The organism is Gemmatimonadota bacterium, assembly GCA_016209965.1.
Taxonomy (GTDB): domain Bacteria; phylum Gemmatimonadota; class Gemmatimonadetes; order Longimicrobiales; family RSA9; genus JACQVE01.
Window position 1 is genome coordinate 1 of record JACQVE010000033.1, and the last position, 19,033, is coordinate 19,033.

A 19,033-nucleotide genomic window follows, 5' to 3' on the forward strand; every position below is an offset into this window, starting at 1 on the left:
CCGCCACATCCATGAGCAGTCGCGCGAGCTGGTTCACGCTCGTCTCCGCGCCGGCGCCGACATTGAAGCACCGGTCATCGGGGTGGGCGGCCGGCGCAAGCGCAGCTTTCGTGAGCAGCAGATTCGCATCGACGACGTCGCCCACGTAGACATAGTCACGGGTTTGATCCCCGTCGCCGTAAACGCGCAGGGCCTGATCCGTGCGCAGCCGGCTGCAGAAGATGGCCACCACGCCGGCCTCACCGTGCGGGTCCTGGCGCGGACCGTAGACGTTCGAGTAGCGCAGCGCCACCGTGTCCAGGCCGTGGACCACGTGATAGTAATGCACGTAGTACTCGCCGCATAGCTTGCTCACGCCATAGGGCGAAAGCGGCCGCTTCGGCGCCGTCTCCGGCGTGGGGCGCGCCTCTGCCTCGCCGTAGACCACGCCGCCCGACGAGACGAACAGGAATCGCCGGGCATGATGGCGCTTCGCACATTCCAGCACGTTGAGCAGCCCGTCCACGTTCACCCGCGCATCTTCGCGCGGATCTGCCACGGACTGCCGAACATCCACCTGGGCGGCGTGGTGATTGACGACCTCGAAACCGCCCGCCTCTCGAAAAAGGTCGTCCACTCCGGGATCGCCGATATCCAGGCGAATCAGCCGCGCGCCGCTGGGCACGTTCTCCGCCCGCCCGCGCGAAAGGTCATCCACCACCCATACCTCGTGACCGCGCGCCAGGTAGCCTTGCGCCACATGGCTGCCAATGAAACCCGCTCCACCCGTCACCAGCACCCGGCCTGCTCTCATGTGTTCGTGGAGGTCGTATCCGATGAGTCCAGCTCGAAGAGGTAGCGTGCCGCATCCAGCAGACTGGCGCCACGACCGTTTGCCGCCGCCTCCCGCAGCCGCACGGTGGGAACGTGTAACAGCTTGTTCAGGAGCTGCTGCGTCAGCGATTCGATCCTCTCGCGGTCCTCCGGGGCGAGGTGACGCAGCTTGCCCAGCGCTTTCTCCACCTCTGCGCGGCGGAGCTGCTCCGCCTGCCCGCGCAGAGTGCGGATCAGCGGAATTACATCCAGAGACAAGTACCAGTTCCAGTACTCGGTCGCGGCCTCGGCAACCAGCCGCTCGGCCGCAGGGATCTCCGCCCGGCGACGACCCAGGTTCTCCTCGACAATCTGGCGGAGGTCGTCCAGATCATAGAGGAACAGGTTGGGCACGCCGCCCACCGCAGGATCGACATCCCTGGGCACGGCAATATCCACAACCAGCAGGGGCCGGCGCGGCCCGCCCGGCAAGGCGCGCTCGACCAGTTCGCGGCCGAGCACCACGTGCGGCGCGGAAGTAGCCGCTGCGACAATGTCGGCCTGCGGGAGCCACTGGACGAGATCATCGAAGCTGATCGCGCGGCCCCCAACGCGTTGCGCCAGCTCCTGCGCCCGCGCCCCCGGCCGGCGCGCGGCGACTACGCTTTTCACACCCTCACTACTCAGGCACTGCAAGGCCAGCTCGGCCATCTCGCCGGCGCCCAGCACGATGGCCCGGCGGCCACGGAGCGAGCCGAAGATCTTCCTGGCCAGCTCGACGGCGGCAGAAGGGATGGAGGCCGCGCCCACCGCCAATGCCGTCTCGCTGCGCACCCGGCCGCCTACGCCCAGGGCGCTCTGGAACAGCCTGGACAGCACAGGGCCCACCACCCCGGGCTGAGCCGCGATGCTGGCCGCCTGTTCGTACGCCGAGCGGACCTGCCCCTGGATCTCCGCCTCGCCCACCACCATCGAGTCCAGACTGGTCACCACGCGGAACAGGTGCTCCACCCCCGCCAGACCTTCCCGGCGATACAGGTATGGCATCGCGCGCTCGAGCTCGAGCCCCGCCTGCCCGGCCAGCAGCGACGCGGCCGCCGCCTCCGCCGCAGCAGCGCCATCCGCAGCGTGGAAGTAGAGCTCCGTGCGGTTGCACGTCGATAGCAGCACCGCCTCGATCCCACCCCTCGCGCCGGCAAAGCGCAGCAAGGCCGGCGCGCTGTCCTCCGGCGGGAAGACGAAGCGCTCGCGCACGGCTAGCGGCGCCGTGTGATGGCTTATGCCTACAACCCCGATGGGCATGGGTCCGGCCGCATCTCCGAAACGCTGCCGCTCCTACCGAGCGGTCCCCAGATTTCCCCTGGCCCTAGAATCCTTGGCCCGAAAAAGTTGTAGGTCGGGTCTGAGGCAGAGCCTCGTTAGCCCTCACTACAGGAAAACGCGTCCCTCCGCCAGCGCGAGTCGCAGAATCAAGTACGCCAGCACGACCAGCACGAATCCCAGCACGCTGGCCACTGCGCCGCGGCGGCGCCGATCGGCGCCGCCCGCCCGGGCAGCCAGCGCCACCACGAAAACGATCCAGGTGAACACGCCCCAGATCACCTGGGACTGCACGCCGGCGACCGAGCCGCGGAAGCGTACGGTCCAGGCCCAGCCCAGCACCAGGGCCAGGCTCAGCGCGGGGAACCCGATGCCCAGGGCCTGCCGCCCCGTGCGGTCCAGGGTGTCCAGGGAAGGGAAGAAGCGGAACGTCCTGCCAAAGTTCTTCCCCTTGAGCGCGCGGAACTGCAGCAGATACATGAGCCCGGCCGCGAAGGAGAGGGCCAGCGCCGCGTACCCCAGGAACGCCAGCACCACATGCAGGGCGAACCATGCGCCGCGGAAGGCGGGCGGCTCGCCCGCCGGCTCGAGCCCGAGCGCCATGCCCGGCACGAGCAGGAAGGCGATGAGCGGCAGCAGCACCAGCCCCAGCGGCCGTCCCTCCTTGCGCAACGCGGCGGCGGCAAGCAGAAAGGCGCCGATCAGGAAGCCCAGCGTCGAGAGCGAGGGGCCGAGCCCGACGAGCGGCAGTTCGCCGAACGCGGCCCCGTATGCCGCCAGCCCGGCCGCGTGTGCCAGCACCGCACCCCACGCGCCCAGAACGCCGGCCAGCGGCGCGGCACTGCGGCCGCCGGCGAGCGAAGCGACCAGGATCCCGCCAGAGCAAACGTACAGGACCAGCGCCAGGCCATGGAGGGCGATGACCATAAGGCGGCTACATAGTGACGGGCGCCTCGCGGCGCCCGTGCCCCGTCAGCGGAGCCGTCGCTCCTGGCTCGATGAGGAGGAGCCGACGTGTCACGGCATCTTGCGGATCACGCGGACCGGTAGCCCCACGGCAAGGGCCGCGCTCGTCACTCTCAGGATCCGGACGGTGCCCGTCCGCTCGCCCACCCGAATGACCCGCAGTCGGGCCACGGGCTCCGGCGGCATGAGATGCGAGCCGTCCGCCTCCACCGGCCGCTCCGGGATGTAGGCAATCAGCTCGTCGCCAATAGCCAGGCCGTGCGCGCGACCCAGGGAAATGAAGGCGGCGTCCGAGGGGCCGTACAATGGCTGCTCGACAACGAAGCCCACGACCTCACCCTGCGCACCATCCTCCACCGGCTGCGGCGCCGCGTTAGGCAACTCGGGGAACGGCTCCGGGCTCAGCGCCAGGCTCCCCGCCTTGACCTCGCCGAATTGCTTGCTCACGACGGCTCCCATGGCCTGGGCCTGGCGTGACGCGACGGTCAGAATGGCCTGGGGATGGATGATGCGGCCCCACCCCGGGATCTCGCGCCCCACACGCACCAGCACCAGTCGATCACCCACTTGCGGCGCTGGCGCCGCGCCGTAGCTCAGGGCCAGGCGGTCGAAGGGGTGGGCCGACTCCGAGAGCTTGCTTTTCCCGGCCCGCGGGTCGAGCACGCCGATCACCTGCCCGACCACCTCGAGCGCCGCAGAATCGGCCAGCCAGGCCGTCGCCTGAAACTCGTCCGCCTGTACTGGCGGTGCCACCTCGGGCGCCGCGATGAGCAGCGTGGGGCCGGCGCCCTGGTCGGCACCCGTACGGTAGAAACGGGTGCGCGCCTGTGCCGCCGCCTCCCCTGCCAGCTCCTCCCGCTGAATGGCGCGGCCGAAGCCCACCTGCGCGATGGGCAACTCCCCCTCCAGCGCCACCTCCACGCCCGTCTCCGGCCCGAGCCCGGGGATCACCAGGCGCTCGTCCGGATAGATCAGGTGCGGACTGCGCAGCATCCAGCGATTGGCTTCGTAGATGACCGGCCAGCGGTAGGGGTCGTTGTAGTACTGCCGGGCCAGCTCCCAGAGCGTCTCGCCCGGGCGGACCACGTGCCCCCGCCCCGCCGGCCGCTCCCCGGCCGCCGCTGCCGGTTCCTGTGCTGCTGCCGGCGCCGTGGCGAAGAGCGCCGCAAGCAGAGCCGCTGCCACGCCTCCGCCAATACGCCAAGTGCTACCGTCATGTTGCGGCGTCGCCAGGCTGGACTGATTTCGGATCGCTCGGTTCACGGAAAATTCCTCCCGGCAGGCCGGACACATCTGGCCACGCGGGCTCGGCCAGGCGCGCACCCGGCAGGAGGCGCCCAACCCCTCGAGCCCGGGCCGCTGAGACAAGGCGGGAACCCTCTCAACTTAGGGCGCAGGTTGGCCTGTGTCAATCGAATAGACGTGCGGACGTGCGGGCGTGCGGGTAGTGGGTCACCCACTACCGACGTGCGAACTCGCGCGCCCAGTAGCTCACGATCAGGTCCGCACCGGCCCGCTTGATCGATACCAGCGCCTCACGCATCGCGCGTTCTGCATCGAGCCACCCCCGCTCGCCGGCGGCCAGGATGGCCGCGTACTCGCCCGAGACGTGGTACGCGCAGACCGGGTATCCCGTCGCCTGCTTGACGCGCCATACGACATCCAGGTAGCCATGGGCCGGCTTCACCATGACAATGTCCGCGCCTTCCTCGATGTCCTGGCGCACCTCGCGCAACGCCTCTTCTACATTGGCCGGGTCCATCTGGTACCCCTGTCGATCGCCGAACTGCGGCGCGCTTTCGGCCGCCTCGCGGAACGGGCCGTAGAAGGCCGAAGCGAACTTGGCTGCATAGGACAAAATGGCGACCCGGCCCAGCCCCTCGGCATCCAGTGTCCGGCGGATGGCTGCCACGCGGCCGTCCATCATGTCGCTGGGCGCGACCAGGTCGGCACCTGCGCGAGCGTGGCTCAGAGCCTGCGCCGCGAGCAGCTCGAGGGTTTCGTCGTTCGCGACTTCGCCATCGCGTACAATGCCGCAGTGCCCATGAGACGTATATTCGCAGAGGCACACGTCCGTGATGACCACCAGCTCCGGGACCTCCCGCTTCACTGCCGCCACCGCGCGCTGAACAATGCCCTCTTCCGCGTACGCCTCGCTACCCCGCTCGTCCTTTCCGCTCGGAATGCCGAACAGCAGGATGGCCGGCACTCCCAGCTCCGCGGCCTCGACCGCATCCCTTACCAGTTCGTCCACCGAGGTCTGGTGCACGCCGGGCATGGACTGCACCGGTCGGCGGACGCCGCCGCCCGGCACCACGAAGAGCGGGAGGATGAGGTCCTCGACTCCGACCCGCGTCTCCCGGATCATGTTTCGCAAGTTCGGCGTGCGGCGCAGCCGGCGGGGACGGTATTCCGGGAAGCTGGACATAGAATGCCTCATTCCTGCGAGCGGTGAACTCCTCGTATGGGCGGGGCTGCCAGCGGCTGCATCAACCGGCAGCGCATCAACTGTGGTTCGCCACAGCCAGCACCTTGCACATCACGAGCGCGTCCTCCACCGGATCGACGTAATAGTTGGGGCGGCGCCCGACGGCGTGGAACCCGTGCCGCTCGTAGAGCTGTTGCGCGCGTGCGTTGGACGCCCGGACCTCGAGATACAGCTCGTGCACGCCGCGCCCCCGCGCACTCGCCAGGGCCGCGACCAGCAGCCTGGTGCCGATCCCCTGTCCTCGCCACGCCGGCGCCACGGCAATATTCCCCAGCTCGCCCTGGTCCGTCACTGCCCACAGCACCGCGTGGCCCACCAGCTCGCCATCGACTTCGGCCACCAGCAGCTCGGCATCCGTCCGGCGCAAGAGTCCGCGGAACGTCGCCTCGGTCCAGGGCATGGAAAAGGACGCTTGCTCCACTTCCATGACCCGTGGCAGGTCGGGGTCCTGCATCGTCCTGATCATGACTTCCGTCACCCCTCGACGCCTCGTTCCGCGCTCCACCCCCGCACGTACAGCGGCTGCCACTCCGCCGGGGCGGCCACGCGCCCCTGCTCCGGGGCCACGTCCGCCAGCCAGAGGAGCGCTGTCGCGCTGGGCACGCTGAGGTGCGCCGGCGCGACGCTGCCACCCGCCGCCTGGATCCGGCGCTGGTGCGAGAGCGCAGCGCTCCCGGCAAAGATGGCCGGCTCGGCCACCCGCGCGCCCAGCTCCTCCAGCAGCTCGGGCATGCGCCACCCCCCGGGCGGGAGCACCGTCTCGATGCTCGCGAAACCCGGAAACCGGTAGCATCCCGCGTAAACCTCTCCGCGACGGGCGTCGAACAGCCCGCACACGGGTCTGCCCTCGGCTCCCACCACCGCCGCCAGCGCAGCCAGCCCGGAGAACGCGAACAGCGGCACGCCCAGCACCCGGACCAGCGCCTTCGCCGTTGCAGCCGCAATGCGAACTCCCGTGAAGGATCCCGGTCCCCCACCTACCACCACGCCAGCGATATCCTTCGGCCGCATGCTGGCCGATCGCAGCACGAAATCCACGGCCGGCAGCAGCGACTCCGAGTGGCGCACGACCACCCCCATGACCGCGGCGGCAAGCAGCTTGTCGCCCCGGCCCACCGCGACGCTCCCGAGCGGCGTCGACGTCTCAATGGCCAGGTACGGCCCCACCCCCATAGTTCTCGTCCCCGTTCCCGTTCCCGACCCCGTACCCGTACCCGTACGCGGAACGCCCCCTTGTCAAGCGACGGGCAGCTCCGGCAGCTCGGGCGCCTTCCTCCGCCGCATGGCCCACACCATGCGAACGTCCGCGCCCGGCTCGGGGATCTCGAGCTGGATGTCCCAGCGGTCGGGCGGCAGCAGCGCCTCGGCCCGCTCCGGCCACTCGATCAACACGATCTGCCCGTCCTCACCGAGCTCCTGCCACCCCAGTTCCCAGACCTCCTGCGGCTCCTCGAGCCGATACAGGTCGTAGTGGTACACATCGACGCTGCGGCTGCCCTGGTATCGGAAGACGAGGTTGAAGCTAGGCGAGGGCATGGGGCCGCTCACACCCGCGCCGCGCGCCACGGCCCGGGCCAGCACCGATTTGCCCGCGCCCAGCTCGCCACGCAGCGCCAGCACCGCCGGCACCTGCACGCTGGCCCCGATACGCTCGCCCCAGGCGACCAGCTGCGCTTCGCTCAGGACGGCTATGGCGCCGCCCCCCGGCTGGCGCGCCCCAGTCTCGCCTGCACTTCCAGCAGCTCGTCCCGCAGCAGCGCCGCCCGCTCGAAATGCAGCGCCACGGCCGCTTCCCGCATCTCCAGCTCCAGGATCTTGGCCCATTCCTCCAGGTTGACCTCGTCGGCGTAACTGGCCCGCCGCTCCGATACCTTCATCCCGCGGTGCCCGGCCGGCGCACGCGCATCCGCCACCCGTGTCGCCAGCAGCCGCTCCTCTACGCTCTTCACAATGCTCCGCGGCGTGATCCCCTGCTCCTCGTTGTAGCGGCGCTGCACTTCCCGGCGCCGGTCCGTTTCCTCGATGCACTGCCGCATCGACCCCGTCACAGCGTCCGCGTACATGATCGCCGTGCCCGACACATTGCGCGCGGCACGCCCGATCGTCTGGATCAGCGACCGCCCATCGCGCAAGAATCCCTCCTTGTCCGCGTCCAGGATGGCAACCAGCGAAACCTCGGGCAGGTCCAGCCCCTCGCGCAGCAGGTTGATGCCGACCAGCACATCGAAACGGCCCAGCCGCAGCTCGCGCAGGATCTCCATGCGCTCGATAGCGTCGATGTCGGAGTGCATGTAGCGCACGCGGATGCCCACCTGCTGCAGGTACTCCGTCAGGTCCTCGGCCATGCGCTTGGTCAGCGTCGTCACGAGCACCCGTTCCCCGCGTGCTTCCCGCTCCCGGATCTCCGCGATCAGATCGTCCACTTGCCCCCGGACCGGCCGCACCTCGACCTGCGGATCCAGCAGACCGGTGGGGCGGATGAGCTGCTCGACGACCACGCCGCCTGACCGCTCGAGCTCGTAATCCCCGGGCGTGGCGGAGACCAAGATCGCGTGTTGCGCCATGCCCTCCCACTCCTCGAATGTCAGCGGCCGGTTGTCCAGCGCGCTGGGCAGGCGGAAGCCGTGCTCCACCAGCGTCAGCTTACGCGAGCGGTCGCCGTTGTACATGCCCCTGAGCTGCGGCACCGTCTGGTGCGACTCGTCCACAATGACCAGCAAATCCTCGGGGAAGTAGTCGAAGAGGCAAGCGGGGCGCTCTCCAGTGCGCCGCCCCGTCAGGTGCCTCGAGTAGTTCTCGATGCCGTGGCACGTCCCCAGCTCGAGCAGCATCTCGAGATCGAAGTTTGTCCGCTGTTCCAGCCGCTGGGCCTCGAGCAGCTTCCCCTGCGCGCGCAGCTCGAGCAGCCGCGCCTCCAGCTCCGCGCGGATCAATCCGGCCGCCCGCTCGACCGTCGGCCGCTGGGTCACGAAGTGCGTCGCCGGATAGATCGCCGCGCGTGGCAGCCGCACAATGGTCTCCCCCGTGACCGGGTCGAAGCGGCTGATGCGCTCGATCTCGTCCCCCCAGAGCTCGATCCGGATCGCCTGCTCCTCGTAGGCCGGGTAGACCTCGATCACGTCGCCGCGCGCGCGGAACGCGCCGCGGACGAACTCGTAGTCGTTGCGCGAGTACTGGATCCGCACCAGCCCTTGCAGCAGCTCCCGCCGCCCGATGCGCTGCCCCACCTCCAGCATCAGCATGAGCTCCCGGTACTCCCGGGGATCGCCCAAACCGTAGATGCACGAGACCGAGGCCACGATGATCACGTCCTCCCGCTCCATCAGCGACGACGTCGCCCGCAGCCGCAGCCGGTCGATGTCCTCGTTGATCGAGGCGTCCTTCTCGATGTACGTGTCCGTCGCCGGCACGTATGCCTCCGGCTGGTAATAGTCGTAATACGAAATGAAGTACTCGACCGCGTTCGTGGGGAAAAACTGCTTCAGCTCGCCGTAAAGCTGTGCCGCCAGCGTCTTGTTGTGGCTCATGACCAGCGCCGGCCGGCCGTGCGCCGCGATGACCGAGGCCATGGTCACCGTCTTCCCGGAACCGGTCACGCCCAGCAGCGTCTGCCAGCACTGCCCGCGCCGCAGCCCCTCCACCAGCTCGGCTATGGCCTGCGGCTGGTCACCCCGCAGCGGGAAGGGGAGCTGAAGATCGAACCTCGACATGTGCTCTACTACCCCCGACGTTCCTGCGAGCTAGCTCTCACGAGCGACACCTCGTGATCAAGCTTGGATCAAGTCGAGGGGTAATGCGAACGGTGCGGCCCTGCTTAGCCTCCGCGGTCCGGGCGGCCGCCGGGCTAGACCTCGAGATCCGCCTCGGCGAAGTGCTCCCGCCGCTGTACTCCCAGCACTCCGGTGACCCGCCGTATGGCCTTCATCACCTTCTTCAAGTGCGTCAGGTCATGCACCTCGACCACGAACGACCCCGTCATCCCGCCCTCCACCGCATTGATCTCGGCCGACTGGATGTTCGTGCCCGTGGCCGTGATCGCGGAGGCAATGTCCGAGAGCAGCCCCCGCCGGTCGTTGCCCTCGACTACCAGCCGCACGAAGAAGCGGTCCCCCGCCTCGGCCTGCCACTCGATCTCGATGCGCCGCTCCGGATGATCTGCCAGGTTCAGCACGTTGGGGCAGTCCACCCGGTGGATCGAGATGCCCCGGCCTCGCGTGATGTAGCCGATCACCTCGTCGCCGGGGACGGGCTGGCAGCACTGCGAGTAACGGACCATCAGGTTCTCCAGCCCCTGGATGCGCACGCCCCGCGCGCCTCGCACCCGATCCACCAGCCGCTCGAATGCCGTGGACGGCCGCTGCGGCAGCGCGCCAGCCTCGTCGGGGAACAGCTCCTTCAGGATCGCGGACGGCCCCACCTCGCCCCGCCCCAGCGCCGCGTACAGGTGGTCCACGCTGGGCAGGCTCAGCGAGCCCGCCGCACCCTGGAGATGCTCCTCCGTCGGCCGCTCCTTGCGCGCCTTCTTCAGCTCCCGCTCCAGCAGCTCCTTCCCCAGCGCCAGCGAAGCGGAGAACTCCTCCTGCCGGATCCATTGCCGGATCTTCTGTCGCGCCCGCGCCGTCTTCACAAAGGCCAACCAGTCGCGGGACGGCCGCTGGCGCGGATCCCTCAGGACCTCGACCGTGTCGCCGTTAGCTAGCTCGCGCGAGAGCGGCGCGATCCGGCCGTTGACCTTCGCACCCGCGCAGTGGAGCCCCACTTCCGTGTGCACGGCGAAGGCAAAGTCAATCGGCGTCGCCCCCTTCGGCAACTGCTTCACGTCCCCCTTGGGCGTGAAAACGAAGATCTCGTCCTGGAAAAGATCGATCCGCAGGAACTCCATGAACTCTTCCGGCTCCCGTGTCTCCTGCTGCCATTCCAGCACCTGCCGGAACCAGGTCAGCCGCTCGTCCACCTCGTCCGCCCTCGACTTCGGCCCCTCCTTGTAGCGCCAGTGCGCCGCAATCCCGTGCTCCGCCGTCCGATGCATCTCATTCGTCCGGATCTGAATCTCGTACAGCCGCCCGCCCGGCCCGAAAATCGTCGTGTGCAGCGAGCGGTACATGTTCGACTTGGGCGTGGCGATGTAGTCGTGAAACCGCTCCTGCAGCGGCGTCCACTTGTTGTGGATCACACCCAGGGCGTGGTAGCAGTTGCCAATCGTGTCCGTGATCACGCGGATCGCCATGAGATCATAGATCTCCTCGTAAGGCTTCCCGCGCTTGACCATCTTGCGGTGGATCGACCAGAGGTGCTTGGGACGGCCGTACACCTCGCACGGGATACCAACCTTCTTCAGCTCCGCCTCCAGCGGCTTGCGCAGCGCCTCGATCTGCTGCTCCCGCTCCTTGCGCCGCTCCGCCACGCCCTTGGCCAGTGTGCGGTATGCCTCCGGCTCCAGGTGCTTGAAAGCCAGATCCTCGAGCTCCCACCGGATCTGCGCCATTCCCAGCCGGTGCGCCAGCGGCGCATAGATCTCCCGGGTCTCCAGCGCGATCCGCCGCCGCTTGTCCGCCCGCAGATGATCCAGCGTGCGCATGTTGTGCAGCCGGTCCGCCAGCTTGATCAGGATGACGCGCGCGTCCTGCGCCATCGAGAGCAGCAGCTTGCGGTAATTCTCCACCTGCTGCTCGGCCGTGGAAGGGAACTGCACCTTGCCGATCTTGGTAACGCCATCTACGATGGCCGCGATCTCCTTCCCGAATTCCGCCCGCACCTGCTCCAGCGTCGTGGCCGTGTCCTCGACCACGTCGTGGATCAGCCCGGCCGCAAGCGACATGCTGTCCAGGTGCAGGTCCGCTAGAATCTTCGCCACCTCGACGCAATGGATGATGTACCCCTCGCCGGAGGCACGCTTCTGCCCCGCGTGCGCCGCCTCGCTGAACCGGTACGCCCGCCCCAGCAGTCCGACATCCAGCCGGTCGGCGAAGGGCGCGACCGACGCCTGGAGCCGCGGTGGCAGGCTCTCGATGGAGTCTCTCTGGACTTGGGCTGTGGCTACGGAGCGCATGCCTAAAGATACGGCTAGGGGCGCGGCTGCGGGAGTGTCCAGTGCCAACCGTGCCAACCGGGGTCAGACGGGGGCGAGAAAGCCTGCTTCCGCGAAGGAAACGTAGTGGGCGTCGCCGATGATGATGTGGTCCAGAATGGGGATCCCCACCACCTCTCCGGCTTCGACCAGCTTCCGCGTCACGTCCCGGTCTTCGGGCGAGGGCGAAGCATCGCCGGAGGGATGGTTGTGCACCAGAATGACGGCCGCCGCGTTCTCGACAATCGCGGCGCGGAACACCTCGCGGGGGTGGACCACCGAGGTGTCGAGCGTCCCGCGGGTCACCACCAGCTCGCGGATCACCGCGTTTTGCGTATTCAGCACCAGGACCCGGAACTCCTCCTGCAGCAGGTCCCGCAGTGCGGGCGCGCACCACTCGAAGACGTCGGCGGGGCCGCGAATGCGCCCTCGCTCGACCGGCCCCTCGCGGGCCAGACGCCGGCCCAGCTCGAGCCCCGCTGCCACCCGAGCCGCTACTGCCGGGCCCACGCCCGCGACCTGCTCCAGCTCGGTCGCGGGGCAGGACGCCAGCCGCCGCAGAGAGCCCCGCGCCTGGTGCAGCAAGTCGCCCGCGACTTCCAGGGCCGATCGACCCGTAACGCCGCTCCCCACCAGGATCGCCAGGAGCTCGCGTGCGGACAGGGATGCCGGCCCTGCCGCCTGCAGCCGCTCGCGCGGCCGCTCCGGCGCCGGCCACTCCTTGATCCGGTAGTGCACCATAGCAGCCTTAATGGTCGAATTCGACCATTAAGCTAGACCGCGCCCACGCCGCAGCACTTCTTGTACTTCTTCCCCGATCCACACGGGCAGGGATCGTTCCGCCCCACCTTCTCCTCCGCCGTCACTGGCCGGGGTAGCGCGCCTCCCTCCCCCCGGTTCGTCTGCAACTGTCGCAGGTCCGGCCCGCGCGGCCTCAGGCCGCGCATCAAGGCGCCGCGTCCGCTGCGGCCGCCCCCGGCGGCGGCGGCCAGCTCGATCGTGTCCATCTCCTCCATCTCCTGGGCGGCCGGCTGGGCCGCGAGCGGGCGCGTGCTGGGGGTATCGCTCGGGCCGCTCAGCAGCAGCCTGCCCCGTGGCCTGGGCGGCGGTGGCGGCTCCGGCACCGCGAGCTGCGTCCGGAACACCAGCGAGGCGACGGACTTGCGGATATCCGTCATGAAGTCCACGAACATGTCGTAGGCTTCCTTCTTGTACTCGATGAGCGGATCCTTCTGCCCCCAGCCGCGGAAGCCAATGGACGCCTTGAGGTGGTCCAGGTCATACAGGTGGTCGCGCCACTTCTCGTCGATGATGCCCAGCAGGATCCACGACAGGATCCGCTCCTGATGAACGCCGAAGCTCGAGAGCTTGCGCCGGTACGCCTCGTGCACCCGGCCCAGCACCCGCTCGAGCACGGCGTCCGCCGTGTCGAAGCCTTGCTCCGGCGTGTTCTGCCCCGGCAGGTCCTCGACGACCACGAAGTAGTCCAGCACGAGTCGCGACCGCAGCCCCGCCAGGTCCCACTCCTCGGGGCGGAGCCCGCCGTCCACATACTCGGCAACCACATCCTGCAGGGCGCGCTGTGCCATCTCCCAGATCTCGCCCTTCAGGTCCTCGCCGCCCTCGAGTGCGAACAGGCGTAGGTCATAGATCACCTCGCGCTGCTGGTTCATGACGTCGTCGTAATCCAGCAGCCGCTTGCGCGCCTCGAAGTTCTGCATCTCGACCCGCTTCTGCGCCCGTCCGATCGACCGCGTCACCAGCGGATGCGTGATGACCTCCCCTTCCTGCGCACCCATGCGCTCCATGATCCCGGCAATGCGCTCCGAGCCAAACAGCCGCATCAGGTCGTCTTCCAGCGAGAGGAAGAACTGGGAAGCCCCCGGATCACCCTGCCGACCGGCACGCCCCCGGAGCTGACGGTCAATGCGCCGCGACTCGTGCCGCTCCGACCCCAGGATGTGCAACCCTCCCCACTCGACCGGAGTGTCGTCCGGCTCTTCGCTCAGGTCCGCCGCCTGCGCCGGATCGGCAGGGACCAGTTCCGCTACGTCGACCCCCCGCGAGCGCAGCCACCCCAGGTTGCGCGCTTCCGTTACGCCGGGGCCCAGCTTGATGTCCGTGCCCCGCCCGGCCATGTTCGTCGCGATCGTCACCGCCCGCGGCTGCCCCGCTCCCGCCACGATCTCCGCCTCCTGCTTGTGGTACTTGGCATTCAGTACGCTGTGCGGGATGCCCCGCCGCTTCAGCATCCGCGACAGCGTCTCCGATACATCCACGGACACCGTGCCCACCAGCACGGGCAGCTCCATGCGGTGCAGCCGCTCGATCTCATCCAGGATGGCATTGAACTTCTCCCGCTTCGTCCGGTAGATCAGATCGTGACGGTCCTCACGGATGACGGCGCGGTTCGTCGGGATCACCGTCACATCCAGGCCATAGATCTGGTGGAACTCCGCTTCCTCCGTCTCGGCGGTGCCCGTCATCCCCGCCAGCTTGTCATACATGCGGAAGTAGTTCTGAATCGTGATCGTGGCCAGCGTCTGCGTCTCCCCACGCACGCTCACCCCCTCCTTCGCCTCCACCGCCTGGTGCAGCCCATCGGACCAGCGCCGGCCCACCATCTTCCGGCCCGTGAACTCGTCCACGATGATCACCTGGCCGTCCTCGATGATGTACTGCTCGTCCTTGTTGAAAAGCGTGTACGCCTTCAGCAACTGATGGATGGCATGAATCCTCTCGCTCTTCTCCGCGAACTCGCGCTCCAGCACCCCGATCTGCGCCCGCTTCTCCTCGAGCGATAGATCCGGGTCGTGCTCGATCCGACCCACCGCCTCCGACAGATCCGGAACCACGAACGCCTGCCCGTCCCCGGGCGATAGCTCGTCCAGCCCCTGATCCGAGAGGTGCACGTTGTGCCCTTTCTCGTCCATCGCGAAAAGCAACAGCTCGTCGATCTCGTGCAGCCGCTTGTCCCGCATGTACACGCCCTCGACCTGGTTCACCAGCTTCTGCAGACCGGGATCATCCGCGAACATCTTGAGCAACCGCTTGTGCTTCGGCGCGCCCCGCTTCGCCGCCAGCAGCTTCTCACCTGCGGCCTGCTCGTTCGCCGCTTCCAGATCCCGCTCCGCCTCGCCAACCAGGTCCGTCGCAATGCGCATCTGCTTGCGGAAAAGATTGGATACCGCCGGGTTGTAGCGGCGATAGATCTCCGACTGCTCCTCACCCACGGGCCCGCTGATGATCAGCGGCGTCCGCGCCTCATCGATAAGGATCGAGTCGACCTCGTCGATGATCGCGTAGTAATGCCCGCGCTGCACCCGCTGCTCGAACGCGTGCACCATGTTGTCGCGCAGGTAGTCGAAGCCGAACTCGTTGTTGGTGCCGTATGTGATGTCCGCCAGGTAGGCCTGCCGCCGCTGCGGCGAGCCCGGCTCGTGCAGGTCAATGCAATCGACGCCAAGTCCCAGGTAGCGGTAGATCGTGCCCATCCACTCACTGTCGCGCTGCGCCAGGTATGAGTTCACCGTGACCAGGTGCGCGCCGCGACCGGCCAGGGCGTTGAGGTACAGCGGCATGGTCGCAACCAACGTCTTCCCCTCACCCGTGGCCATTTCTGCCACCATGCCGCGGTGCAGCGCAACGGCGCCAACGAGCTGCACGTCATAGGGCACCATGTCCCAGACCATGTTCTGGCCGGTCACCACAATGTCCCTGCCCAGCAGCCGGCGGCAGGCTTCCTTGACGGTGGCGAAGGCTTCGGGCAGGAGCTCCTCGAGCACCCCATCGATTTCCGACTTGAGAGCATCCTCCAGCTCCCGAATCTCGAGCGTCAGCGATTCCCGCCCCGCGGCGTCCTCCGTGTGCCGCTTGGTCTCGCGCAGCTCCGCCAGCCGCGCCTCCAGCACGGCCGTCCGCTCCCGGACGATGCCGCGCAGCTTCTCGGTCTGCTGCTGCAGCTCCGCCTCGGAGCATTGCTGAAGCGCCTCCGCAATCCGGTTGATCTCGTCAACCAGCGGCTGGAGCTTCTTCGCCTCCCGCGCGTGCCGTGTGCCGAAGACAGTGGTGATCAGATTGCGCAACATGGGCCCATCACATCCTCAGGGGCAGGCAAAACGCGCATCCATTATGCTACCCCTACGCGATCGTCAGCGGTCCGCCCTTACCTCCCGGCTGCGGGCCGGTAGAGACCGTTCTGCTCAATGAGCGTGACCACCTCGAGCGGCACCAGGTAGCGGATCGACTCGCCCGCGGCTACCCGCCGCCGGATCTCCGTAGCCGAGACATCCACCCTGGTGACCGGCAGCACGGTGTACGGCACCGCAACGGCGGGCTCTGCCCGGCGCACGCCCCCACGCGCAAGCATGACTACCGTGGCCAGGCGGGCGATCTCCTCCGGCGCGCGCCAGCTATGCATCTCTCGCAGTTGGTCCGCCCCCACCAGAAAAAAGAGCGCCACCCCCGGGTAGCGCTCTCGCAGCTCGCGCAGAGTATCCACGCTGTACGATGGCCCGCTCCGGCGCAGCTCGAGATCGCTCACCTCGAAGCGAGCGTCCCCCGCCGTGGCCACCCGCAGCATGGCCAGCCGGACCGCTGCTGGGCTGATCGCCCGGCCCGGCTTGTGTGGCGGCCGACCCGCGGGCACGAAGACCACCCGATCCAGCTCCAGCGCCGACCAGGCATCCTGGGCCGCGATCAGGTGGCCGATATGGGGAGGGTCGAACGTGCCCCCCAGGATCCCCAACCTCACGGGCTGCTGGCGAGCGAGATTTGCTCGACCTGCTTCGCCTCGGCGCTACCCGGGTACTCCTTCAGCAGCCGTTGCCGCGCCGCTTCCGCTTCATCCAGATACCCGATCTGCCGGTACGCCTGCACCAGCCGGAGCAGCGCGCGCGGCGCAGCCGCGGCGCGCGGGTACTGCCGAACCAGGTCCTCGAAGTAAATGATGGCCGAGTCGTAGGCCCGGCGACGGTAGTAGAATTCGCCGCCAATCAACACCTTCTCGGCGAGTTTCTCCTCCATGCCGCGGATGATCTCCTGCGCACGGGGCACGTACTCGCTGCTGGGGAAGTAGGCGACGAGCGAGCGGCAATGTTCGATCGCGGCCCGCGTGTACTGCTGGTCGCGTTGGACATCTGGCGAGAGCAGCCGGTAGGCATCGCACACCTTGAAGCGGGCATCGTCCGCGTAGGCACCGGTCGGGAAGTCGGTGGCCACCCGCACGAACTCCGTGGCCGCCGTAACATACTCCTTCTTGTGGAAATACGAATCCGCCAGGTAGAAGCGGGCCTCCTGCAGCCGTGGGTGCGTGGGATACTCGAGCGTCAGCCGCTCCAAAAGGCGGATGGCGTCCGTCCAGTCGCGGGCCTGATACTCCTTCAGCCCCCGCTCGAACAGCGCCTCCGCCGCCAGCTGCCCCGCGCCCGCGCCGCCGGAGGCACACCCGGCCCACAGCGCCGCCCCCAGCAGCAGCAGAATCGAGCTCTCGTTAAGGCGTCGGTTGGTCATCATCCGGCCCTGCTACCCTCCCCACCACCACTGGGTTTCCCTTCCGCGCTGGTCCAGGATGGTGCATGCCGCGCGCCAGCGCCATGGCTCGAGAGGACAGCCGCTCACGGGCCGAAGCGGATTTCATCAATGCGGCGCTGGGCTCGCTCGACGAGCTGGCCGGTGCGGGCCGGATTCAGCTCCAGAACTTTCCGGAACGCGACCAGCGCCTCGTCCGGCCGGCCCACGGTCAGAAGGATCTCGCCGCGCTCGAACCAGGCCTGATCCTGCAGGTTCTCGGGCACACCGAGCTGCAGCACGCGATCCAGGTATTGCAGCGCCGGTCCGAGCTGACCTCCCGCGCGCGCTTCGCGCGCCAGCTCGAAGCTGCAACGGCCGATATGCCAGCGCGCCTCTCCTGCACGGGTCCGGCCCGCCGCCGGCGTCGCTGCCGTGAAACCCCCTTGCGCACGTTGCTGGAAGGCCTCGAAGTAAGAAACCGCCTCCCTGCAGTTCCCCTGCGCGCGCTGCACTTCAGCCATCTCGTACAGCAGATCGGGCACCGAATCTGGCGCCGCCTGCGCCAGCGCCCGCTGGTAGAAATCAGTTGCTCGTCGCGCATCACCCGTTTGCACGTAGTAGCGGGCCAGCGGCACAAGCAACTCGGCAACTTCGAGCTCCGGCCTCAGCTCCAGGGCCGCTTCCGTCGCGCCCGCAGCGCCGTAGACATCGCCCCGGCGCAGCGCCCGCTGCGCCAGTGTGATGTAGTCGAAGATCGCCTGATCGCTATACTCGGGCGCCCGGCTCAGCAGACGCTGGTAGACTTCGCGCGCGCGGTCCCACTGATCGGTCTGACTGTAGGCGTGGGCCAGGCGAGCGAGCACCGCCTCGCCGGCGCCGCGCTGCCGTTCGGCCAGCCGGTATTCGGCCAGGGCGGCCCGGTAGGCGGAATCGGCCCACAGCCGGTCGCCGCGGGCCAGGGCAGGCTCGCCACGCCGGCAACCGGCGAGCGCCGGCGTGCAGAGCAGTGTCGCGATGACCACTGCGCGGCGGGCGGAACCAATGCAATGGTGGAGGGACTCAGCCGGCATCCCGGCCAGGTTCCGCCGGCGTGACCTCGCCGCCCAGCAAGGCGAGATATGCCCGGACCTGAGGGTTGCTGGGTGACTGCTCCCGGCAATGCTCCCATTCCCGGGCCGCGTGCTCCCGCTCGCCGCGCCGATAATACACCAGCCCCAGGTTCAGGCGCGCGGCCAGAAAGCGCCCGTTGCCTTCCAGCACCGTGGTCAGCTCCGCCTCCGCGGCCTCGAGCTCGCCCAGTTGTAGGAGCGTCTGCGCCAGCTTGTTCCGGATGTCCAGGAAGCGGGGGCGCAGCTCGAGGGCGCGCCGGTACTCCTCCGCCGCCTCGGCCAGTGCGTACGCCTCCAGGTACAGGTCGCCCAACCCCGCGTGCGCATTGGCGAGCCGGCCGGCAACGCCAGCCGGGAAACGGCCGAACGGATCGGCCTCGTACATGCCCGCCCGCTCGAAGGATTCCTGCGCCTCCTCGTAGCGGCCCAGCTCATTCAGCGTGATCGCGCGGTTCAAGTGAGCCTCGACGTACTGCTCGTTCAGCTCGAGTGCGCGGTCAAATTCATCCAGAGCCGCCTCCGGTTGACCCAGAAAACTCAGGCAGAGCGCCGTCAGGTGGTGGATGTCCGCAAAATTCGGATGGCTCCTTAGCACCTCGCGGAAGTCGGCGAGCGCCGCCACGTAGTCCCGGCGCTCGAAGGAGTCCCGCCCCCGCTCGATGAGCTGCCGAATCTCCGGATCCATGACCCGCAAATTACTGGATGCCGGGCACCGCCGCTACTCTCCCGCTGCCCGGCTGCCCGGCGCTGGCTCGCCCCCCCAGCCGCCAGCGCACGGAA

The 19,033-nt window shown here is 68.4% G+C and carries 16 protein-coding genes and 1 pseudogene; all 17 read right to left on the reverse strand.

Going from position 1 to position 19,033, the window contains the following annotated elements:
- Positions 1-793, reverse strand: a 793-nt coding sequence (locus HY703_01370; protein ID MBI4543828.1) for an NAD-dependent epimerase/dehydratase family protein, incomplete at its 3' end; no start/stop codon positions are given.
- On the reverse strand, positions 790-2,094 hold the full coding sequence (locus tag HY703_01375; GenBank protein MBI4543829.1) for a glutamyl-tRNA reductase: 1,305 nt from the start codon (positions 2,092-2,094) through the stop codon (positions 790-792). The genes HY703_01375 and HY703_01370, both read right to left, overlap by 4 nt.
- A 126-nt stretch (positions 2,095-2,220) precedes the next feature.
- Positions 2,221-3,039: a cytochrome c biogenesis protein CcsA gene (ccsA, locus tag HY703_01380; GenBank protein ID MBI4543830.1), complete on the reverse strand. Its 819-nt coding sequence runs from the start codon at positions 3,037-3,039 to the stop codon at positions 2,221-2,223.
- Positions 3,040-3,129: 90 nt separating this feature from the next.
- The gene (locus HY703_01385; GenBank protein MBI4543831.1) at positions 3,130-4,263 is read right to left on the reverse strand and encodes a LysM peptidoglycan-binding domain-containing protein; all 1,134 of its coding nucleotides are present in this window, start codon (positions 4,261-4,263) and stop codon (positions 3,130-3,132) included.
- Positions 4,264-4,537: 274 nt separating this feature from the next.
- On the reverse strand, positions 4,538-5,506 hold the full coding sequence (gene hemB / locus HY703_01390) for a porphobilinogen synthase (protein MBI4543832.1): 969 nt from the start codon (positions 5,504-5,506) through the stop codon (positions 4,538-4,540).
- Between the two features lie 76 nt (positions 5,507-5,582).
- Positions 5,583-6,032 (reverse strand): ribosomal protein S18-alanine N-acetyltransferase, encoded by a 450-nt coding sequence (gene rimI / locus HY703_01395; GenBank protein ID MBI4543833.1) that lies wholly within the window; start codon positions 6,030-6,032, stop codon positions 5,583-5,585.
- An 8-nt stretch (positions 6,033-6,040) separates the two neighbouring features.
- Entirely contained in the window at positions 6,041-6,739 is a 699-nt protein-coding gene (gene tsaB / locus HY703_01400; GenBank protein MBI4543834.1) for a tRNA (adenosine(37)-N6)-threonylcarbamoyltransferase complex dimerization subunit type 1 TsaB, read from the reverse strand.
- 63 nt (positions 6,740-6,802) lie between these two features.
- Complete coding sequence (gene tsaE, locus HY703_01405) at positions 6,803-7,201, reverse strand: tRNA (adenosine(37)-N6)-threonylcarbamoyltransferase complex ATPase subunit type 1 TsaE (GenBank protein ID MBI4543835.1); 399 nt, start codon at positions 7,199-7,201, stop codon at positions 6,803-6,805.
- 53 nt (positions 7,202-7,254) lie between these two features.
- On the reverse strand, positions 7,255-9,276 hold the full coding sequence (gene uvrB, locus HY703_01410; GenBank protein ID MBI4543836.1) for an excinuclease ABC subunit UvrB: 2,022 nt from the start codon (positions 9,274-9,276) through the stop codon (positions 7,255-7,257).
- 134 nt (positions 9,277-9,410) lie between these two features.
- Complete coding sequence (locus HY703_01415; protein ID MBI4543837.1) at positions 9,411-11,615, reverse strand: bifunctional (p)ppGpp synthetase/guanosine-3',5'-bis(diphosphate) 3'-pyrophosphohydrolase; 2,205 nt, start codon at positions 11,613-11,615, stop codon at positions 9,411-9,413.
- Positions 11,616-11,678: 63 nt separating this feature from the next.
- On the reverse strand, positions 11,679-12,374 hold the full coding sequence (radC, locus tag HY703_01420; GenBank protein MBI4543838.1) for a DNA repair protein RadC: 696 nt from the start codon (positions 12,372-12,374) through the stop codon (positions 11,679-11,681).
- 32 nt (positions 12,375-12,406) lie between these two features.
- On the reverse strand, positions 12,407-12,826 hold the full coding sequence (locus HY703_01425; protein ID MBI4543839.1) for an SEC-C domain-containing protein: 420 nt from the start codon (positions 12,824-12,826) through the stop codon (positions 12,407-12,409).
- Positions 12,827-13,453: 627 nt separating this feature from the next.
- A pseudogene (secA, locus tag HY703_01430) lies at positions 13,454-15,721 on the reverse strand (preprotein translocase subunit SecA).
- Between the two features lie 77 nt (positions 15,722-15,798).
- Positions 15,799-16,386: a nicotinate-nucleotide adenylyltransferase gene (locus HY703_01435; protein ID MBI4543840.1), complete on the reverse strand. Its 588-nt coding sequence runs from the start codon at positions 16,384-16,386 to the stop codon at positions 15,799-15,801.
- Positions 16,383-17,147 (reverse strand): outer membrane protein assembly factor BamD, encoded by a 765-nt coding sequence (gene bamD, locus HY703_01440; protein MBI4543841.1) that lies wholly within the window; start codon positions 17,145-17,147, stop codon positions 16,383-16,385. Before bamD ends, HY703_01435 begins: the two co-directional genes overlap by 4 nt.
- A gap of 101 nt (positions 17,148-17,248) precedes the next feature.
- Positions 17,249-18,214 (reverse strand): tetratricopeptide repeat protein, encoded by a 966-nt coding sequence (locus HY703_01445; protein ID MBI4543842.1) that lies wholly within the window; start codon positions 18,212-18,214, stop codon positions 17,249-17,251.
- Complete coding sequence (locus HY703_01450) at positions 18,204-18,938, reverse strand: tetratricopeptide repeat protein (GenBank protein ID MBI4543843.1); 735 nt, start codon at positions 18,936-18,938, stop codon at positions 18,204-18,206. The genes HY703_01445 and HY703_01450 overlap by 11 nt, the downstream gene beginning before the upstream one ends.
- Positions 18,939-19,033 lie beyond the last annotated feature (95 nt).

What these genes read in the sequence shown, in the direction of transcription:
- HY703_01375 (MBI4543829.1), bottom strand. Translation starts at nt 2,094, where the DNA reads ATGCCCATCGGGGTTGTAGGCATAAGCCATCACACGGCGCCGCTAGCC.
- ccsA (MBI4543830.1), bottom strand. Translation starts at nt 3,039, where the DNA reads ATGGTCATCGCCCTCCATGGCCTGGCGCTGGTCCTGTACGTTTGCTCT.
- hemB (MBI4543832.1), bottom strand. Translation starts at nt 5,506, where the DNA reads ATGTCCAGCTTCCCGGAATACCGTCCCCGCCGGCTGCGCCGCACGCCG.
- rimI (MBI4543833.1), bottom strand. Translation starts at nt 6,032, where the DNA reads ATGATCAGGACGATGCAGGACCCCGACCTGCCACGGGTCATGGAAGTG.
- tsaB (MBI4543834.1), bottom strand. Translation starts at nt 6,739, where the DNA reads ATGGGGGTGGGGCCGTACCTGGCCATTGAGACGTCGACGCCGCTCGGG.
- uvrB (MBI4543836.1), bottom strand. Translation starts at nt 9,276, where the DNA reads ATGTCGAGGTTCGATCTTCAGCTCCCCTTCCCGCTGCGGGGTGACCAG.
- HY703_01415 (MBI4543837.1), bottom strand. Translation starts at nt 11,615, where the DNA reads ATGCGCTCCGTAGCCACAGCCCAAGTCCAGAGAGACTCCATCGAGAGC.
- radC (MBI4543838.1), bottom strand. Translation starts at nt 12,374, where the DNA reads ATGGTGCACTACCGGATCAAGGAGTGGCCGGCGCCGGAGCGGCCGCGC.
- HY703_01425 (MBI4543839.1), bottom strand. Translation starts at nt 12,826, where the DNA reads ATGTTCGTGGACTTCATGACGGATATCCGCAAGTCCGTCGCCTCGCTG.
- bamD (MBI4543841.1), bottom strand. Translation starts at nt 17,147, where the DNA reads ATGATGACCAACCGACGCCTTAACGAGAGCTCGATTCTGCTGCTGCTG.
- HY703_01445 (MBI4543842.1), bottom strand. Translation starts at nt 18,214, where the DNA reads ATGCCGGCTGAGTCCCTCCACCATTGCATTGGTTCCGCCCGCCGCGCA.
- HY703_01450 (MBI4543843.1), bottom strand. Translation starts at nt 18,938, where the DNA reads ATGGATCCGGAGATTCGGCAGCTCATCGAGCGGGGGCGGGACTCCTTC.